Annotated in this window: 10 protein-coding genes and 1 rRNA gene; 4 read left to right on the plus strand and 7 right to left on the minus strand. The window is 58.7% G+C overall.

The genetic code is table 11. The annotated features are described in order from the left end of the window. The first annotated feature begins 189 nt into the window (after positions 1-189). Positions 190-305 (plus strand): 5S ribosomal RNA (gene rrf, locus HBR94_RS27815). Between the two features lie 263 nt (positions 306-568). Continuing rightward, complete coding sequence (locus tag HBR94_RS27820) at positions 569-2,449, plus strand: methyl-accepting chemotaxis protein (RefSeq protein WP_057441336.1); 1,881 nt, start codon at positions 569-571, stop codon at positions 2,447-2,449. 51 nt (positions 2,450-2,500) lie between these two features. On the opposite strand, the gene HBR94_RS27825 is transcribed toward HBR94_RS27820, so the two are convergent. The 5 genes from HBR94_RS27825 to HBR94_RS27845 form a co-directional block, all read right to left on the minus strand. Then, a complete protein-coding gene (locus HBR94_RS27825) occupies positions 2,501-2,962 on the minus strand; it encodes an SRPBCC family protein (RefSeq protein WP_057957926.1) in 462 nt (153 codons plus the stop codon). A gap of 22 nt (positions 2,963-2,984) precedes the next feature. Next, the gene (locus HBR94_RS27830) at positions 2,985-6,374 is read right to left on the minus strand and encodes an amino acid adenylation domain-containing protein (RefSeq protein WP_170045875.1); all 3,390 of its coding nucleotides are present in this window, start codon (positions 6,372-6,374) and stop codon (positions 2,985-2,987) included. Next, positions 6,371-7,318 carry a diiron oxygenase gene (locus HBR94_RS27835; protein ID WP_170045876.1) on the minus strand — a complete coding sequence of 316 codons (948 nt, stop codon included), beginning with the start codon at positions 7,316-7,318 and terminating at the stop codon, positions 6,371-6,373. Before HBR94_RS27835 ends, HBR94_RS27830 begins: the two co-directional genes overlap by 4 nt. After that, positions 7,315-8,085 (minus strand): DUF3050 domain-containing protein, encoded by a 771-nt coding sequence (locus HBR94_RS27840; RefSeq protein ID WP_057957929.1) that lies wholly within the window; start codon positions 8,083-8,085, stop codon positions 7,315-7,317. Before HBR94_RS27840 ends, HBR94_RS27835 begins: the two co-directional genes overlap by 4 nt. Positions 8,086-8,596: 511 nt before the next feature. Further along, entirely contained in the window at positions 8,597-9,307 is a 711-nt protein-coding gene (locus HBR94_RS27845) for a GntR family transcriptional regulator (RefSeq protein ID WP_115127105.1), read from the minus strand. 276 nt (positions 9,308-9,583) lie between these two features. Between HBR94_RS27845 and lapG the strand changes: the two genes are divergently transcribed. Both lapG and lapD read left to right on the plus strand, forming a co-directional pair. After that, positions 9,584-10,276 (plus strand): cysteine protease LapG, encoded by a 693-nt coding sequence (lapG, locus tag HBR94_RS27850; protein WP_057441344.1) that lies wholly within the window; start codon positions 9,584-9,586, stop codon positions 10,274-10,276. 14 nt (positions 10,277-10,290) lie between these two features. Beyond that, entirely contained in the window at positions 10,291-12,237 is a 1,947-nt protein-coding gene (gene lapD, locus HBR94_RS27855) for a cyclic di-GMP receptor LapD (RefSeq protein ID WP_170045877.1), read from the plus strand. 14 nt (positions 12,238-12,251) lie between these two features. Here the strand turns inward: lapD and HBR94_RS27860 are convergent, their stop codons facing one another. Continuing rightward, positions 12,252-12,590 carry a hypothetical protein gene (locus HBR94_RS27860; RefSeq protein ID WP_057441348.1) on the minus strand — a complete coding sequence of 113 codons (339 nt, stop codon included), beginning with the start codon at positions 12,588-12,590 and terminating at the stop codon, positions 12,252-12,254. A 160-nt stretch (positions 12,591-12,750) separates the two neighbouring features. Beyond that, the coding region (locus HBR94_RS27865; protein ID WP_262383438.1) for an immunoglobulin-like domain-containing protein at positions 12,751-18,920 on the minus strand (6,170 nt) is incomplete at its 5' end.

The raw sequence follows: 18,920 nt of genomic DNA on the forward strand, positions 1-18,920 counted from the left end.
ATCCCGAACTCAGTAGTGAAACGATGCATCGCCGATGGTAGTGTGGGGTTTCCCCATGTGAGAGTAGGTCATCGTCAAGATTAAATTCCAGAACCCCTGTTTGCTAACGCAAACAGGGGTTTTGTTTATGTAGAAGTCCATGAATTTCACCGGACCGTTGCTAGTGCAACGCTCTGGTACACAGAATTTCTTGACGACCATAGAGCATTGGAACCACCTGATCCCATCCCGAACTCAGCAGTGAAACGATGCATCGCCGATGGTAGTGTGGGGTTTCCCCATGTGAGAGTAGGTCATCGTCAAGATCAAATTCCGAAACCCCCGTCTGTTAACGCAGACGGGGGTTTTGTCGTTTTGGGGGCTTATGTGTCCTCTGCTGACCGCCTGTCAGTTTCCTGCATAAAAAGAAGATGTATCCCACAAATTCCTAAGATTTGTCCAACCTTGGCCGAAAGCCTGATGAGCCATGCGTGCACTGAAATAGAGCGGTCGTAGAGTCCGCCTATACCGTACATGGAACGTTGCATTCGGCACGCTCACCCCCTTTTGGCAAAAAGAAGTCGATGAAATGAATCTCAAGTTCAGTCATAAAATTCTGTTGGCCGCGTCAGGCGTTGTGGTTTTGGCCTTCGCGCTGTTTACGTTGTACAACGACTACCTGCAGCGCAACACCATCAGGCAAAATCTGGAGTCATCTATTGAGCAGTCGGGTGACCTGACTGCCAGCAGTGTGCAGAACTGGCTCAGTGGCCGGATACTGGTCCTGGAGAACCTTGCGCAGAACGTTGCTCATCAAGGCGCAAACGCCGACCTCCCCGGCCTGGTTGATCAACCGGCGTTCACCTCGAACTTCCAGTTCACCTACGTTGGCTCAACCAACGGTGTCTTCACTCAGCGTCCTGACGCAAAAATGCCTGAAGGCTACGATCCGCGTCAGCGCCCGTGGTACAAGCAAGCGGTCGCTGCCGACAAACCCATGCTGACGCCGCCTTATATGGCCGCCGTCGGTGGTTTGATCGTCACCATCGCGATGCCGGTCAAGAAAAATGGTGAGCTGCTGGGTGTAGTGGGTGGCGACTTGAGCCTGCAAACCCTGGTGAAGATCATCAACTCGGTGGACTTCGGCGGGATTGGCCACGCGTTCCTGGTCAGCGGCGATGGGCAGGTAATCGTCAGCCCTGACCAAGAGCAGGTAATGAAAAACCTCAAGGATATCTACCCAGGCAGCGGTGTCCGGATTGAGAAGGTTAATCAGGATGTCGTCCTCAATGGTCAGGACCGCATCCTGTCCTTCACCCCGATCAGCGGCTTGCCGGGTGCAGATTGGTACATAGGCCTGTCGATCGACAAGGACAAAGCCTACGCCCCCCTGGGTAAATTCCGCACCTCCGCTTTGATCGCGATGTTTATTGCCGTCACAGCGATTGCCGTGTTGCTGAGCCTGTTGATCCAGGTGCTGATGCGCCCACTGACCACCATGGGCCGCGCGATGCAGGACATTGCCCAAGGCGAGGGTGACCTGACCCGCCGCCTGGTCGTGGAAAGCAAAGATGAATTCGGTGAGCTGGGTAGTGCGTTCAACCAGTTTGTCGAGCGTATCCATGCCTCGATCAGCGAAGTGTCCTCGGCGACCAGGCATGTACACGATCTTTCCCAGCGCGTGATGGCATCGTCCAACGCCTCGATCATCGGCTCCGACGAGCAGAGCGCCCGTACCAACAGCGTTGCTGCGGCCATTAACGAACTGGGTGCCGCCACCCAGGAAATCGCCCGTAACGCCGCTGACGCCTCGCAACACGCCAGTGGCGCCAGCGAGCAAGCCGATGACGGTCGCCAAGTGGTGGAGAAAACCATCCTGGCGATGTCCGAGCTGTCGCAGAAGATCAGCTTGTCCTGCACGCAGATCGAAACCTTGAATGCCAGTACCGACAACATTGGCCACATTCTCGATGTGATCAAAGGCATCTCTCAGCAAACCAACCTGCTGGCCCTCAATGCCGCCATTGAAGCGGCCCGTGCCGGTGAAGCCGGCCGTGGCTTTGCCGTGGTCGCCGACGAGGTGCGCAACCTGGCTCACCGTACCCAGGAATCGGCGGAGGAGATCCACAAGATGATCACCTCGTTGCAGATCGGTTCACGCGAAGCGGTCACCACAATGAACGCCAGTCAGGTGTCCAGCGAAGAAAGTGTCGAGGTTGCCAACCAGGCCGGTGAGCGCTTGATCAGCGTGACCCAGCGAATCGTCGAGATTGATGGCATGAACCAATCGGTGGCGGCAGCCACTGAGGAACAGACTGCCGTGGTGGAAACCCTCAATGTTGATATCAACCAGATCAACCTGCTGAACCAGCAAGGTGTGGCCAACCTCAACGAGACCTTGAAAGACTGTGACGCGCTGTCACAACAAGCCAATCGCTTGAAGCAGTTGGTCGACAGTTTCAAGATCTGATCACCACGGGGTAAATATGGCGCAGTGCAGCAGTGCACTGCGCCATTTTTTTCAGCCAAGCAACCGGCGTACGTTATCCAGTGCACTGTCGGCGAAGTCCTGAATAAACTGTTCAAACCCCTTTTTATCGCGGGCATCAACGGGCTCGGCGATGATGGTCCAGGTCGCCCGCGCTTGTTGCCCCTCAAGCGACTCAACAGCCATTGCCGCCCACAGTCGGGCCACGCCCAAGGTGTTATAGATCGTCGTCCACGTCATGTGCATCGTCCGCGCATCGTGGCTGTTGAGCTGTTCCACGACGATATTGCCATCGTGGAACCATTTCTTGCGTAGCGATCCCACCCCGCTGCCCGTCATGCTGATACGGGCCAGGGCAGGAATGAACGCGTCAAATCCCTCGAAACGCCCCACGACCGCCCATAGCTCATCGGCGCTGCAGGCAATCACCACAGATGACACCACAGGCCTGCCCAAGGGGTTTTTGATCAACGTATCGGGTTGCAGCTGTCTCATAAGTATTTCCTGAAGGCGGGGGTCACAGAAAGCCGATGGCATTGAGGTATTGGCATCCTCTGCGTAATAACTCGGGTGCTTTTTCGGGATACTGCACACCCATTTGTTCGACGCCATGGCGTGCGTTCTCATGGCGAATCATCGAAATATCGCCGATGTCTTCTCCCAGCCCATTGAGGTAGAACCCGAGCACACCGAAAAGGGCATTCTCGCGACCTACTTCGCGCAGATGGTGCTGCCAATCCGCGACGCTCACCAACTCGAACGCATGACCTGCCTGGCGAAACGACTCCACGTAGGTTTCCCACCTCAGGGGCTGCGGATTGTGCAGGTTGAAGACGCTACGCTCGGCAACGTAGTTGCCACTGTGGAAGGCAATGAACCGTGCCAGGAAATCCACCGGCATCAGGTCGAAGTTCAAGCCCAGGCGTGGCACCCGGCCCAGCTGCAGCGATCCCTTGAGCATCAGCAGCAGGCGGTTCTTGTGGGGTTGGCAGACACCGTTGTGGCTATTGAAACTGATGTTCCCGGGTCGATAGATATTGATCCAGGCACCTTGTCCGGCGGAACGCCCCAATAGACGTTCGGCCACCCATTTGGACAGGTTGTAGCCGTTCTTGATGTACAGCGGTGGGGTGCTTGCCGCCGGCGCTTCAAGCACTTGCCCGTCGGCCCCAACGCTACTCGACGCGGATAGTGTGGAGACGAAATTGAGCACTTTCTTGCAATGGGTTTCGCACAGGCGCAGGCATTCAATGACCGGCTCCACGTTGTCCTTGGCCAGCGATGCGTAGTCCATGACGTGATTGACGTGGGCCGCGCTGTGTACCAGCACCCCGAACTGGCGGGCGAGGCGTTCATATGCCTGTGCCTCCAGGCCTAAACGAGGTTGGCGCAGGTCAGCGGTGTATACCCGTACGCGGCTCAGGTCCAGGTGTTCCAGGCGGTATTCACGCATGGCGTCGGCAAACCGTATGGCGGCCGATTGTCCTGGGTTTTCGCGAACCAGGCAGGCGACTTCTGTCGCTCCGGCCACCAGCAAGGCTTCGACGATATGTATACCCAAAAAGCTGTTGGCGCCGGTCACGATAGCCTTGTGGCGATCACCGGCACGCGCCCCTGGCAGCACGGGGATATCCAGCGGGCGTAGTGCATCGCTTATCGCCCGGGCGGTGGGCGCCGTCCCCGGCGCGCTGTCGCCCATCAACGCCGCGAGTGTCTGCACCGTTGGCGCTTCGATAAACCGGTTGAGGGGCAGGCTGCGTCCGTACAACTCGCGAATCCGCAGGAGCATGGTCGAAAGCAGAATGGAGTGACCGCCGAGATGGAAAAAACTGTCGTCAGTCGAGATCTCGTTGACCGGCAACCCCAGCAGCTCACTCCACAGGTCCAGCAATTGCGCTTCCACCGGCGTTTGGGGGAGGCAATGGGGGTTATCCGAGACGGCCTGCACGACCAGTGCCTGTAATGCCTGGCGATCAACTTTGCCATTGCTGCCATAGGGCAGGCTCGTCAACTCAGTGAATACGGTCGGCTGCATATAGTCCGGCAGCGTTTGCCTGGCGTGTTGCTTGAGCGCTGCCAGGGCCGCGCCCGAATAGCTGGGATCAGCGTGTGCCACGAACACGAGAATTCTTCGCTCACGATTAATCACCACCGCCACCTGGCGAAACAACTGGCTGGCGCGCAAACACTGCTCAATCTCCTGGGGCTCGACCCGAAAACCGCGGATCTTCACCTGCTGGTCCTGGCGCCCGACCAGTTCGATGCCCTCTGCAGTCCATTTCGCCATGTCTCCCGTGCGATAGGTGCGCAGGGTTCGGCCATCAGGCAGCGCAAGGTGCACAAAGTGCTCGGCGGTCTGCCGTGGCTGGTTCACATACCCAAGGCTTACTCCAGGGCCTGCGATGTACAGCTCGCCAACCACCTGATCCTCAACCGGTCGGCGCTGCTCGTCGAGGATCAGCACCTGACTGTTGGCGATGGGCATGCCGAGGTTGAGATTGCTGTCGTCAGCCCGCATCCGCCGGCTGCTGACCAGCACCGTGGCCTCTGTCGGGCCATACAGGTTGTGCAGGGCGCATTGCCCGGCCATTTGCTCAATGACATGGGGCTCACAGATATCACCGCCGGTCAGCAGGTGCTCCAGGCCCAGCGGCCGATCCATCGGCAGCAGGCTCAACAGCGCAGGTGGCAGGAAGGCATGAGTGATGCGCCGTTGCCGGATCAGTTCCACCAACTGGCGAGGGTCGCGACGCTGTTCTTCGCTGGGAACAATCAGGGTCGCGCCCTGGCTCAGGGCCGGAAAAAGGTCGATCAGTGAAGAGTCAAAACTCAAGGAAGAAAATTGCAGTACGCGGCTGTGCTCACTGAGCTCGACATACTGGCTGTACCACGCCGAGAAATGGGCCAGGTTCTGCTGGCTGAGCAAAACGCCCTTGGGCTGGCCGGTGGTGCCGGAGGTGTAGAGCACCATGCTGGCGCTATCAATCGAGGGTAACGTCAGGGCCAGGGGACAGCGCTCGTCCATGTGCCGGCTGTCTATGCCGCTGACATCCACCCCAGTGAAATGCTCGCGCAACGGATGTTGGCCGTCATCGAGCAACACCGTGGCCCCTGCATTCTCCAGCATGGCCCGCTGGCGCGGCAGCGGATGGCCCGGCTCCAATGGCAGATAGACCGCGCCGCAGCCAAGAATCGCCAGAATGCTGGCATACAACTCAACCGACTTGCCCAGGCAAATACCGACCACGGGCACCTGCCCAGGCCCGAGCAACGGCCGCAAAACCTGCTGGATCGCCAGGCTGTGCCGTAACAGGCGTCGATAACTCAGGCTGAGGTCGGCGATCTCCAGGGCCGGCCTATCGGCGAAGACCCGCAAGCTGTGCTCCAACTGTTTGATCAGCGGCGTCCGGGCTTTTTGCAGCAGCGCCGGCTCATCGGTCCGGTTAAGGCGATGCAAGTAGGCCAGCCCCTCCAGGCCTTGCAGGCTTTGCTCTGGAAGGGGGGAGGCGCTCGCACGCTGGGCAAAATGTCCGGGGTTGCGCGCGAAGCCGCTGACCTGCCGCACAATCCGCTCGACCAACTGTGTCACCGCCTGGCGTCGCAGTTGTTGACCGTTGCCGCAGGCTGGCGGTGCTACATCCAGCACGGCCAGCAGTTGCGATACGCGGTCATAGCAGCGTATTTGCAGGGCCGGCAGGCCGCACTCGCTCAAGGGGCCGATGGCCAGGCGCAGGCTCATCACGACCATGCCGGGCGAATCCTGGGTGACGGGCTGAGTGCCGTCTTCAATCAGCAAGTCGATGGCCGGCTCCTGTGCACCAAGGTCATGACCATAGGGTTTCAGGGCCTGCGTCAGCTCGTGCAAGGCCGTACTGGTACCGACCAGCCTAATCCCAAGGCGTCTCATGACGGGCTCCCGGATACGGGCAGATACGCGCTCATCGCCTGGGCGACGCAGGGTGTTTGCAGCAGCCCGCTGCGGCGCAGGAAACCCATGATGTTGCTGATCAGCGGGTGCTGGCGGGTGATGGGAAAGGCCAGGGCATTTACCTCGACCCGCAAAGCTTCGCGGACGGAGGGACTGATATCCAGATGGTCGATCAACAGCAGGTCAAAGTCCCTTTGCAGGTCATTGGTCAAATAGTGCTGCAGGAAGATCGGCAGCATCTGGGCGAGACAGTGGCGGTCTGCTTCGCTTGCCGTTTGCCAGTAGAGCCGCACCAGGCCGGTCCAGAAGCTGGCGTGGCGGCCCTCATCAGCCAGATGGTCGGCCATCAACCCCCTTACCGACTGTTTGACGCTGTCATCCTTGGCAAACGCCGCCACGTCATGGGTGACTGTGTTCTCGGCAATCGCCACGCCGATCAGCTCCACGGCATCACGCAGATGCGCCGGTACGTGGGCCTGCGCGCTGGGTATGGCACGGCTCAACTCGATGGCCGCAGGTAGCGCCAGCGGCGCAATACCCGTCTTCTCCTGCGTTTGCTGCATGAAGTCCAGGGCAACGAGGGCGTGGTAATCCTCATCGACCACCACGGTCATGGCGGCGTAGCGGCAGGCCACAGGGAAGGGGATTGAAAAGCGATTCTTGGCGATGCTCCTCGCGGTTTTATCGACGATCTCGGTTTCAAAGATCACCACGTCGTTGATGAATTTGTAGAACGTCTGCACCAGGACAAACTCGCGCCACTGCGGACAATGCTCCAGAAAGCCTGCACTGAGCACCAACGGTTGACGACATAGGGGATAGATCAACTTGTCGTCATCTTCCAGCAGGCGACGCGGGCGAGTACGGATGGTCGCCTGCTGCTCCCAGTCGGTCGCGAATGAGCGGTAGTCGGCAGCGGTCACAGGCTCACCTCCTGGCATCCTGCGTGCCGGCGCAGGCCGTCCCACAGGGCGATGCGGCTCTCTACGGCGCTGATGGCAGCATTCCAGGCCTGTTGTTCGCGCAGGGGATCTGCCTGGATCAGCCGCTGTAGCAGGTGTTCTGCGGCCGGTTCATGACCCTGGGCGTCCAGCTCGATGTGCCGCTGCAGGTAATAGCACAAGCTGGGGGCTTGCCGATGAGCGACATCGCAGCCTTCCAGGAGGCGCTTGAACATCGCCGGGATGACACTTTCGCGGCCATGCAGGAAGGTCGCGGCGACACAATGGGTCGGTGCGTTCAAGGCGACGTCCAGGGTGTGCCGCACAAAGCGCTCTACCGCAGGATCAATGGTGATCTGTGCCAAGGCGCTGTCGACGCTTGCTCCCTCACGCTGCAACGCGATGAATCGTTCGATGGTGATGGTGCAGGCTCCCACCTCGCGCATGGCCTCCAGATACAGTTCGAAGTGACTGCTGTGCCCGACGCCCTGGCGCTGGTCTGATTCCTCGTCCAGGACAATTTCGTTGATCAGCCGCGCGGCCTGTGGGTCTGTCGGCGGCAGCCAGGGCAGGCGGATGCAGGTCAGGTCCTGTTGCAGGCGTTTGGTCAGGGTCATGAAGTCCCAGACGGCGAACACATGATTTTGCATAAAGTGTTGTAGTTGCGGGAAAGAATTGATTTCCAGGAATATCGGATGTTCATGTAATTGTTGTTTTTTATGTCTAAGTAGTTCTTGTAGTTGAAACATGGTTAATGCCTATAAGTCGTTATGTCGACTCAAATAAAAAGTTTGTTTAGAACCAAGCGTGGGTTGTTGGCGAGTACTTCGTTGCCCGGCAAGCAACAGGTAGTGACAAAGCATCCTATTCTTGTTGGAGCGCGCGTCGTCCACAGCTATGCCCAAGCCTGTGCCTACGCTTTCGAATGAAGTGCCAAGACCAATTAAAGAATAATCACTTGGTTAAGTGTTCAAATACTTTCTGAGTTGTATAAGGTTTTTTTGCAGGAAGGGAAATGCTGCAGTTGAACTTACTGTTCGGGGTGGGAACTTTCCTTGTTGTTTGCGAGTTTTATGTGGGTGGACTTAACGGGCAGGGTTTGATCCATTATTGCTTTGCAACGCTGCAGGTTCCTATCGGTCGATATCGAGTCTGTTGGCGCAACCATCCAGGAGGGTGACGGCAGGCATGGACCGGCTTTGGGCGTGTGCGGCGCCTGGTCATCCAGGTCGCGCACTGGGCGGCTAAAGCCGGGAGAAGTCAACGCGGACCTTTGTCGTTGTCCTGTTCAATGCTGTTGAGGTATTGAGTGATCACTTCCATGCCGCGCATCAGGTGATTACGCAGCGTCAGCACGCTCTGCTCGACTTTTTTCTGCGCGACCAGATTCAGCAGCTCGCGATGGTCCTCCTGGGAGGTTTCGCCCAGTCCCATGGCTTCAAGGTTGAAGCGCAGGAACCGCTCCTCCTCGTTCAGCCCGTGTTCCACCAGGTTCAACAACCGCTGGTTGGGTGCCTTGCCATACAACGCCATGTGAAACAGGCGGTTGAGCCGGCCGATTTCGGTGTAGTCGGTTTCGCACTCAAGGGTGTCGATCAAGGCACCCGCCTGCTCGATATCGCTCTGGGTGAGTAATGGGATCGATAAGCGCAGTGCTTCCGACTCCAGGAGAATACGCAGGGCGTAGGTCTCCGCCGAGTTATCTTCAATCAGCGGAGCAACCACGGCGCCTTTATGGGTTACCACATGCAACAGCGACTGTGCCTCCAGCTGGCGCAGGGCTTCGCGCACTGGCATCCGGCTGACCCCGAACAGGCTGGCCAGCTCTTGCTGGCGCATGGCGGTGCCGCAGGGCAGGCGACCATCCAGTATGGCGTTGCGCAATGTTTCTTCAATAACGGAGCGCGCGAGGTGAGCGGGAATGGGCCCACTGATCTTGATGCTGCTCAAAGGGTTCGGCTTGTGCGTCACGACTACGCTATCCTCCTTTCTTGTTGGAATGGGTTTTGGCTAATTGGATCCAAAGAACACTAGAGATTGCATGCAGGCTTGTCAAACAGGCAAAGTTTCCCTTTGTAAGCGACTCAACAGCGCGGTTTTACATCGCACATTATGGCTGGCGGGCGTCTTACAAGTGCGATTGCTTTAGCTGAGTGGACACTGGGTGATTGCACTGTGCCATTGTCTTTTGCCGACTGACCCTTCACCATCGAATGATTCTCCGTCTCTTTCTACGGACTGAAGCCATTGGCGGTACGTTTTACTCCCTCGCGGATCCTGTGCTGGCTGTTTTCAGCGCTGCTGCTGGCTGGCTTATTGCCTGGCGGGCTGCATGCCGATTGGGATTTTTCCCAGATCAGCCGGCGCGCTACAGCGCTATATGGACCACTGGGCGCGGGCCAGCAGCGTATCGACGACTGGCAGCGGCTGCTGGCCACGCAAAAACAAGGCAGCGAGTTGGAGCAGCTCAAGGTGGTCAACCTGTTCTTCAACAAGCGGGTGCGCTATGTCGAAGATGTCGACTTATGGAGCCAGGTCGATTATTGGGAGACGCCCATCGAAGCCCTGTGGAAGGGCGCCGGCGATTGTGAAGACTATGCCATTGCCAAGTATTTCAGCCTGCGACACCTGGGCGTCTCCAGCGACAAATTGCGCATTACCTACGTCAAGGCATTGCGGCAGAATCGCGCCCATATGGTCTTGACCTATTATTCGACGCCAGAGGCCATGCCACTGGTACTCGACAGCCTGATCGACGAGATCCAGCCTGCCAGCCAACGGACCGACTTGCTGCCGGTCTACTCCTTCAACGCCGAAGGCTTGTACCTGCCCGGCGCCAAAGGCAACAAAAAGGTTGGCGACACCAAGCGCCTGTCGCGCTGGCAGGATGTGTTGAAAAAAATGCGGGCGGAAGGCTTCCCAGCCGAGCCGGCCAACTAGGAGTAACTGTTCAGATGTCACTGTTCAAACAGCTGTTGATCGCTATCTGTCTGTTCCTGGTGGTCGCCTTCAGCGGCAGCTTCATGGTCAGCCTGGAAAGTTCGCGTACCCAATACGTGAACCAACTGCGCTCCCACGCGCAGGACGCGGCGACCGCCCTGGCGCTGTCCCTGACGCCCAATATCGACGACCCGGCGATGGTCGAACTGCTGGTCAGCTCGATCTTCGACAGCGGTTATTACGCGAGCATCCGCGTGGTCGACGTGACCAATGACCAGGTCATCGTCGAGCGCAGTGGTATCCCCGACAACAACGGCGTGCCCAACTGGTTCGTCAAGTTGATCGGCCTGGAACCGGCCGGCGGCGACGCCCTGGTCAGTCGTGGCTGGGAGCAGGCGGCGCGGGTCGAGGTGGTCAGCCATCCGATGTTCGCCCTGGCCAAGCTCTGGCAGAGCGCTCTGGGCAGCCTGGGCTGGCTGCTGCTGTGCGGCGCCGTCAGTGCGGTGCTGGGTGCGCTGTTACTACGCCGGCAACTCAAGCCTCTGGACTATATGGTCAAACAGTCCCATGCCATTGCCCGTCGTGAGTTCCTGAGCCTGCCGGATCTGCCGCGCACCCCGGAGCTGCGCCGCGTGGTACAGGCGATGAACCAGATGGTGGAAAAGCTCAAGGCGCTGTTCCAGGAACAGGCCGAGCGCAGCGAAAAACTGCGGGTGGAATCCTATCAGGACAACCTCACGGGCCTGGCCAACCGTCGTTATTTCGAGATGCAACTCAATGCCCGGGTCAGCAACCCCGAAGAAACCAGTTCAGGCTACCTGCTGGTGCTGCGGGTCAAGGACCTGGCCGGCCTCAACCAGCGCCTCGGTGGCCAGCGCACCGACCAGCTGCTGCAGGCAGTCGGCGAGCAACTGCTGCGCCAGTGCGAGCCGTACCCGGAAACCCACAACCTGATTACGCGCATCCGCGGCGGCGAGTTTGCCGTGTTGGCGCCGGGGCTGATGCGTGAAGAGGCGATGCAACTGGCGCAGAACCTGGAAAGCACCCTGCAAAGCCTGCAAGCCACCGGCGCCAGTGACGTTTCGCCGGTTGCCTGTATCGGCCTGGCGCCGTTCAGTCACGGTGATTCCCCCCAGGCCCTGCTGACCCTGGCCGACCAGGCATTGGCCCAGGCCGAAACCCTGGGTGACGTAAGTTGGGTGTGCCTGGACCACAGCGCTGCCGCCAGCGTCGGCGACGATCATCATGCCTGGCACTCACTGTTGGACCTGGCGCTGAGCCAGCGACGCTTCGAGCTGTACTTCCAGCCGGTGGTGGCCACCCAGGATCCGCAACTGATCCTGCACTACAAAGTGCTCTCGCGTTTGGTGGACGATCAGGGCCACACCATCCCGGCCGGCCGTTTCCTGCCTTGGCTGGAGCGGTTTGGCTGGTCGGCGCGTCTGGACCGACTGATGCTCGAGCTGGTGCTCAAGCAGATGGCCAACCATGAACATTCGTTGGCCCTGAACCTGTCTGCGGCCACGCTGGCAGACCCCCAAGCCCTGAACCGCGTGTTCGACCTGCTGCGTCAGCATTCCAACCTGGGCCCGCGCCTGACCCTGGAAATCGGTGAAGAGCAACTGCCCGAACAGGCGGTACTGGAGCAGTTGACCCAGCGTCTGCGAGAGCTGAACTTCTCCCTCAGCCTGCAACGTTTTGGCGGGCGCTTCAGCATGATCGGCAACCTGGCGCGCCTGGGCCTGGCCTACCTGAAGATCGATGGCAGCTACATCCGCGACATCGACCAGGAAAGCGACAAGCGCCTGTTTATCGAAGCTATCCAGCGCGCAGCCCACAGCATCGACTTGCCGCTGATTGCCGAGCGGGTCGAAACCGAGGGTGAGTTGCAGGTGATTCGCGAGATGGGGATTTTTGGCGTGCAGGGCCAGCTGTTTGGCGAGCCGGCGCCCTGGCGCTGAGGCCGTGGCCGGCCTCAGATCAGGCCGGTCTCATCATCATTGATCAGGTGGCTCAGGCCACCCAGTGATTCCCGTGCGTGGCTGCGATCCTTGAGCTTGGCTTGCGCGGCAACCGGCAGGTCCGTGAGGTTGATCACGCCTTTCTGGATCAGCACCTGAATCAAGTCTTCCAGCACCCGGATCATCTCCGAGTCACTGTGCTTGAGCTGCTTGAGGCTCAGCTCCGCTTCTTCATTGGCAAACCAGGCCTGGATCTCATGATGATCCGCGGGCAGGGTGCCGGTCGATTCGGCGAAGGCAACCGCTTCGGCGCGAATCAGCTCACCCTGTGCATCACGTTGCACGTAGAACATTGAACATCCCTCATGAGGAGAACTGACGACAGCCTGTCAGCAGCATAGGCCAACGGAGCGCGATTGGACGTGAGTATGCCGTGCAATCGTTGCCCCATGCCAGTGAACGGTGGCCGCAAATGAATCGGCCGCCTCAAGAGGCGGCCGGGTCATTGGTTCATTAGGTGTGATCGACCTTGATGGTCGGGTCAGCACCACTGATCAACGAATTGATCGTCTGGCCGGACCAGTTGTTACCTTCCAGCTTGATCGTCACATCTGCATTGGCTAGGCCACCGGCGGCGTTGAGCTTGCCTTCGGAACTGATCTGCAGCGTGGTCACGTTATCCACCGTGGTCAACTTCAGGAAGTTGTCGATGGTGCTGTCGGTTTCACCCTTGAGCAGGTCACGCAGGTCGATACGGTCGCCTTCCGAGGCCTTGAAGTCCTTGATCACGTCGTTGCCGACGTCACCGGATCTCCAGACAAAGGTATCGGCACCAGTGCCGCCGATCAGGATGTCATTGCCCTGGCCGCCGATCAGCGTGTCGTTACCCGTGCCGCCCAACAGGATGTCGTTGCCCTTGCCACCGTCCAGGTAGTCGTTGCCGCCCTGGCCGAACAGGATGTCATCACCCGAGCCACCCAGCAGGGTGTCATTACCGTCCTTGGCACCCGAGGTGTTGAACTCGTTGTAGTGCTCGGTGATGTACTTGTGCACATCCTGGCCGGTGACAGCAGCAACCGCCACGCCGTTTTTCCCTGCCACGTAGGTCTGGATGGCGTTATAGCCCTCGCCGGTAATGCCCGGGAAGCTCACCAGGTCGCCGAACAGGATGTCGTTGCCGTCACCCCCATCGACACGGTCGGCACCCGGCAGGGTAGCCTCGCTGCTCCCGAGGATGGCGTTGGCCAGGTCCTTGGGATCGATGTTGGCTTGTGGCTTGTTGTCGCTGTCGTACGGTGCCAACTGCTCCAGGCCGACCCCGCTTTTAAGGCCGATGGCTTCTACGCCACCTGTGGACAGGCCTTTGAGCAGTGCGAACGCGTTCTGCGAGTTGGTAGCGGTGGCTGTATCGGTGTAGCTGCCATAACCGTCACGAACGGATGTCTCATAGGTGCCATCCCCTTGGGCGTGGATGGTCCCCCGGTCGTACGCTGTGCCGTAGTACCAGAGGGTCACCTTACCGACAGAGTTGATCTCAAGGGAGATATTCGACTCGATATTGATCCGGGTGGCGGTACCTAAGGTGTAGTTGTTCATGTTAACGACGTCATCAAGCTTGACGTTGCCGTACAAGGTCGGGTTGGTCTGCTCAGCACGCTGATAGAACGTCGGTTCACCATCAGTGATGAAATATGTGGTGTTGATTGCGCCAGTGTTGCCAGTCGCCAGGCCACTTTTGAAGAAGTTGGATGCCGCCTTGAACACGTCTTCGTAGTTGGTGCCGCCGGTCGACACCATCTTATCCAGGACTTTCTGCAGCGCATCCAGTGCACCCGGGTCTTTCAGGTTGACTGTAACCGTGCGATTGACCTGGTCACTGAAGTCCGCCAGGAAGATGTTCACGGTGCCAGAGGTGCTGGAGCCGATACTGTTTTTCAGTGAGTTGAACACGGTGGTCAGCGAGGTTTTCGCCGCCGCTACCGAGTCCGAACCCATACTGCCCGACGTATCGATCATGAACGCGATGTTGTAGTTCTTGCCCTGTACCACGTTCAGGCCAGAAACGTCCGCCACGATGATGTCGTTGCTGCTGCTACCGATGACGTTGTCATCGCCCGAAGTCGCCGTGCTCCCGCTATAGGTGGCCGGGTACACCTTGACAGGCACATTGGCCACGGTTGTGGCCGAGCCGCCGAGGCTTTCGGTGGAGGTCGACGTCACGGTCAGGTTGTACTGGCCGCTGGTGTAAGGCAGCGGTTTGAGGCTCAAATTATTGAGGTCCCAACCGGTGACATTGACTTCGGTCTGGCCATTGGTAGCCGTAAAGGTATGCCCGGCACCATCGCTGAGCACTGCGCCCACCGGGATGCTGCCAATCTTCACGCTCAGGGTTTCCGAACCGTCGGTATCGGTCAGGCCGGTGGTGACCTTGGTCAGTTTGACCGTGCCGTTTTCCAGCCCTTCGTTGAGCTTATACGCGTCGTAGTAGCCCTGGCCGTTGGTGCCGTGCAGGTCAGACACCTGGGCACCTGCGTTGATCAGGTCGTTGACCCCGGTGTAGATCGGGATGTTGGTATTACTCAGGTTCGTCGCCGCCCCACCGTTGACCGACAGGTTGACGTCATAGCTACCGGCACCTGCCTGGTTCGCGTGGTAAATATCGATGCTGTAGTAGCCATTGCTGGTCGGGATGAACGTGCCGCTGAACTGGCCGGAGTTCGAACCCCATGTACCGCTGGCCACGTCTTTACCCCCGATGTTGACCAGGATGCTGTCATCGCCGTAGCCACTGAAGGTATAGGACTTGCCTGCTTCCAGGTAGATCAGGCCAGAAGTCTTCGATCCGGCACCGGCTGCTACGTCTGCGGTTGACGTGACGTCAGTCGAAATCGTCGTGCTGTTAGGTGTGCCAGCTTTATTGATCGCATTTTTCAGCTCGGTTGCCGAGGCGCCATTACCGTTGCTGCCCAGGTTCGCAATGCTGTTCCAGCTCTGCTTGGTCAGGCCTACCGATGCGATGTTGTTATCGGCAACGCTCAACGTCGGCGCATCCGCAACCGGGGTGATGTCGACTTTCACGGTAGCGCTGGTGCCCAGGTCCTTGCCATCGGTTGGCTGGAACTTGAACTGTGCGTAGTCAGCCTGCTTGTTGCCCACACCGGTGCCGCCGTAGCCGTCGGCTCCGGATTCGTTGGCGTTTGGCGTGAAGCGCAACTGGCCGCCGTCGATCTGCGCCTTGGTGAAGGTCTGGCCGGCTGTCACGTTGGTCCAGGTGGTGCCGTCCGCTGCCAGGTACTGCAGCTTGCCAGCGACCGGCAGCTCGGTGATTTTCACCCCGAGGCTGGCCTGAGGGGAATCCACATCGGTGACCCCGAAATTGGCCCAAGTCAGCTTCAGCGATGTGTCTTCGGTGCCGGTGACGGCGCCGCCAGTGGCAACCGGTGCGTCGTTGACCGCCACTACGTTGACTGTGGTGGTCGCTACGTTCGAGTAGTTGCCGCCGTCGGTCACGGTCACGGTGATGGTCCGTGGCGTGGTGCTCGGGTCTTCGCTGCTGTTGCTGAACGTGATGTTCTTGATCTGCTGCATGTAGTCAGCCAGCGACGCCGTCCCGGTCAGGGTCAGGGTGATCTTGCCGGTGACAGGATCCGTGACCGAGGTCACGTTCATACCGCTGACCTTGCTGTAGTCCAGCAAGTCGTTCGGCTGAGTATTGGTCAGCACCACCGTGGCGCCAGTCAGTTGGGTGCTGTCCGGGTCGGTGATGCGGATGTCGGTGTCAGCAATCGACACGCCAGTGCCGCCCTCGGTGAACGTGGTCTTGAAGTCGTTCCCGGTGGCGCCGCTGGAGTTGTTGGCATCCAGGTCGATGGTCGGTGGTGCATCGTTATCGATGATCGACGTTTCGATTTTACCGTTGGTGGTGCTGACAACCAGGTTCTCGAAGTTACCGCCGGAGGTACCGGAGATGCTGATCTCGAACTTCTCCGTAGGCTCGGTCAGCTTGTCGTCGATGGTCTTGATATCGAACGTCGCAGTGCTTTGGCCGGCTGGAATCTTCACGGTGTACACGCCGTTGAAGTCCGAACCGTCCTGGGCCACACCTTTATACGAGAGGGTCACCGTGACTTCGGTGGCTGCCGGCTGGGTCAGGTTCAACGTGTAATGAGCGGTCTGGCCTTCGGTCACCGAGGTATCGCCCGCGATACTGATCACGGTGTTGCTCGTCACGTCCGTCACCTTGGTGACTACCGGAGTACCGACCGGGATCAGGTTTTCATACTTGTCGCCACCGCTGACCACGTTAGTGATCTTGGCGGAAATATCCTTGGCGCCCACGTAGAAGTCATTCGGCGCGGTGAAGTTGGCGGTACTGCTGGTCTTGCCATTACCGATGGTAATGATCAAGTCGTTGTCCAACTTGATCACCAGGTCGGAACCCACGTTGGTCACGGCCGCACCGTTTTTGTCCACGAGGCTGGCGGTGTAGACGATCTGGCCACCTTCGGCGACGTTGGTGGTGGCGGTCAGCACAACCTTCACTTCGTCGATGGTGTCGTTGATCTGCGTCGTTGCGCCGTTGCCTGCAACCACGAGCTTCTCGAAGTTGCCGCCGTCGGTGCCAGTGATCTTGACGGTCTGGGTGCTCTTGTCGACGAACACGTCATCGCCTGGAGCGTTCACCGTTACGGTTCCGACAGTTTCGCCAGCCTTGATGGTGATGGTTTGCTTGTTATCGAGGGTCAAGGTGACGTCAGTGTCAGCCTTGTTGCTCAAGGTGGCGGTGTAGGTGATGGTGCCGCCTTCGTTGACGGCGCTTGGCGCGGTCAGGGTGACGGTAGTGGTGTTATCGGTGCCCGGTGTGTCAGTGACAGTCGTAGTGACCTTGTCAGTCCCAGGAACCAGGTTCTCAAAGTGCGTGCCACCGGTGACTTCTTTAATGCCGGTAGTAACAGTCTGGTCGCCTTTGTACACATCATCCGGTGCCACAACCGAAACAGTACCGCTCGACTGGTTCACACCGATGGTGATGACCTGGTTGTTATCCAGGGTCACAGTCACAGGGTTGGTGATGTTGGTCACCGGCGCGCCGTTTTTATCCACAAGGGTGGCGGTGTAGACGATCTGGCCGCCTTCGCCCACAGTTTTAGTGGCGGTCAGGACCACATCGACCTTGTCGATGGTGTCGTTGATTTGCGTCGTTGCGCCGTTGCCTGCAACCACGAGTTTCTCGAAGTTGCCGCCGTCGGTGCCGGTGATCTTGACGGTCTGGGTGCTCTTGTCGACGAACACGTCATCGCCTGGAGCGTTCACCGTCACGGTGCCGACAGTTTCGCCAGCCTTGATGGTGATGGTTTGCTTGTTATCGAGGGTCAAGGTGACGTCAGTGTCGGCCTTGTTGCTCAAGGTGGCGGTGTAGGTGATGGTGCCGCCTTCGTTGACGGCGCTTGGCGCGGTCAGGGTGACTGTAGTGGTGTTATCGGTGCCCGGTGTGTCAGTGACAGTCGTAGTGACCTTGTCAGTCCCAGGAACCAGGTTCTCAAAGTGCGTGCCACCGGTGACTTCTTTAATGCCGGTAGTAACAGTCTGGTCGCCTTTGTACACATCATCCGGTGCCACAACCGAAACAGTACCGCTCGACTGGTTCACACCGATGGTGATGACCTGGTTGTTATCCAGGGTCACAGTCACAGGGTTGGTGATGTTGGTCACCGGCGCGCCGTTTTTATCCACAAGGGTGGCGGTGTAGACGATCTGGCCGCCTTCGCCCACAGTTTTAGTGGCGGTCAGGACCACATCGACCTTGTCGATGGTGTCGTTGATTTGCGTCGTTGCGCCGTTTCCTGCAACCACGAGCTTCTCGAAGTTGCCGCCGTCGGTGCCAGTGATCTTGACGGTCTGGGTGCTCTTGTCGACGAACACGTCGTCGCCTGGAGCATCAACGGTGACGGTACCAACAGTTTCGCCGGCCTTGATGGTGATGGTTTGCTTGTTGTCCAGCGTCAGGGTGACGTCGGTATCCGCTTTATTAGAAAGCGTAGCGGTGTAGGTGATTTTCCCACCCTCACTCACTTCCGACGGAGCAGTCAGCGTCACGGTCGTGGTGTTATCGGTACCTGGGGTATCAGTAACAGTCGTAGTGACCTTGTCAGTACCTGGAACCAGGTTTTCAAAGTGCTCGCCGCCGGTGACTTCTTTAATACCGGTAGTAACAGTCTGGTCGCCTTTGTAAACGTCGTCTGGAGCCACAACCGAGACAGTACCGCTCGACTGGTTCACACCAATGGTGATGACCTGATTGTTATCCAGGGTCACAGTCACAGGGTTGGTGATGTTAGTTACTGGCGCACCGTTTTTATCCACAAGGGTGGCGGTGTAAACGATCTCGCCGCCTTCGCCCACAGTTTTAGTGGCGGTCAGGACCACATCGACCTTGTCGATGGTGTCGTTGATGGTGGTAGTCGCGCCATTGCCAGCAACCACGAGCTTCTCGAAGTTGCCGCCGTCAGTCCCTGTGATCTGGACGGTCTGGGTGCTCTTGTCGACGAACACGTCGTCGCCTGGAGCATCAACGGTGACGGTACCAACAGTTTCGCCGGCCTTGATGGTGATGGTTTGCTTGTTGTCCAGCGTCAGGGTGACGTCGGTATCCGCTTTATTAGAAAGCGTAGCGGTGTAGGTGA

The sequence above is a fragment of the Pseudomonas sp. WS 5412 genome, from assembly GCF_012985615.1.
Classification (GTDB): Bacteria; Pseudomonadota; Gammaproteobacteria; order Pseudomonadales; family Pseudomonadaceae; genus Aquipseudomonas; species Aquipseudomonas shahriarae.

Bases quoted from the DNA above. Each gene is read 5' to 3' on its own strand.
- HBR94_RS27820 (WP_057441336.1), top strand. From the start codon at position 569: ATGAATCTCAAGTTCAGTCATAAAATTCTGTTGGCCGCGTCAGGCGTT.
- HBR94_RS27825 (WP_057957926.1), bottom strand. From the start codon at position 2,962: ATGAGACAGCTGCAACCCGATACGTTGATCAAAAACCCCTTGGGCAGG.
- HBR94_RS27830 (WP_170045875.1), bottom strand. From the start codon at position 6,374: ATGAGACGCCTTGGGATTAGGCTGGTCGGTACCAGTACGGCCTTGCAC.
- HBR94_RS27840 (WP_057957929.1), bottom strand. From the start codon at position 8,085: ATGTTTCAACTACAAGAACTACTTAGACATAAAAAACAACAATTACAT.
- lapD (WP_170045877.1), top strand. From the start codon at position 10,291: ATGTCACTGTTCAAACAGCTGTTGATCGCTATCTGTCTGTTCCTGGTG.
- HBR94_RS27860 (WP_057441348.1), bottom strand. From the start codon at position 12,590: ATGTTCTACGTGCAACGTGATGCACAGGGTGAGCTGATTCGCGCCGAA.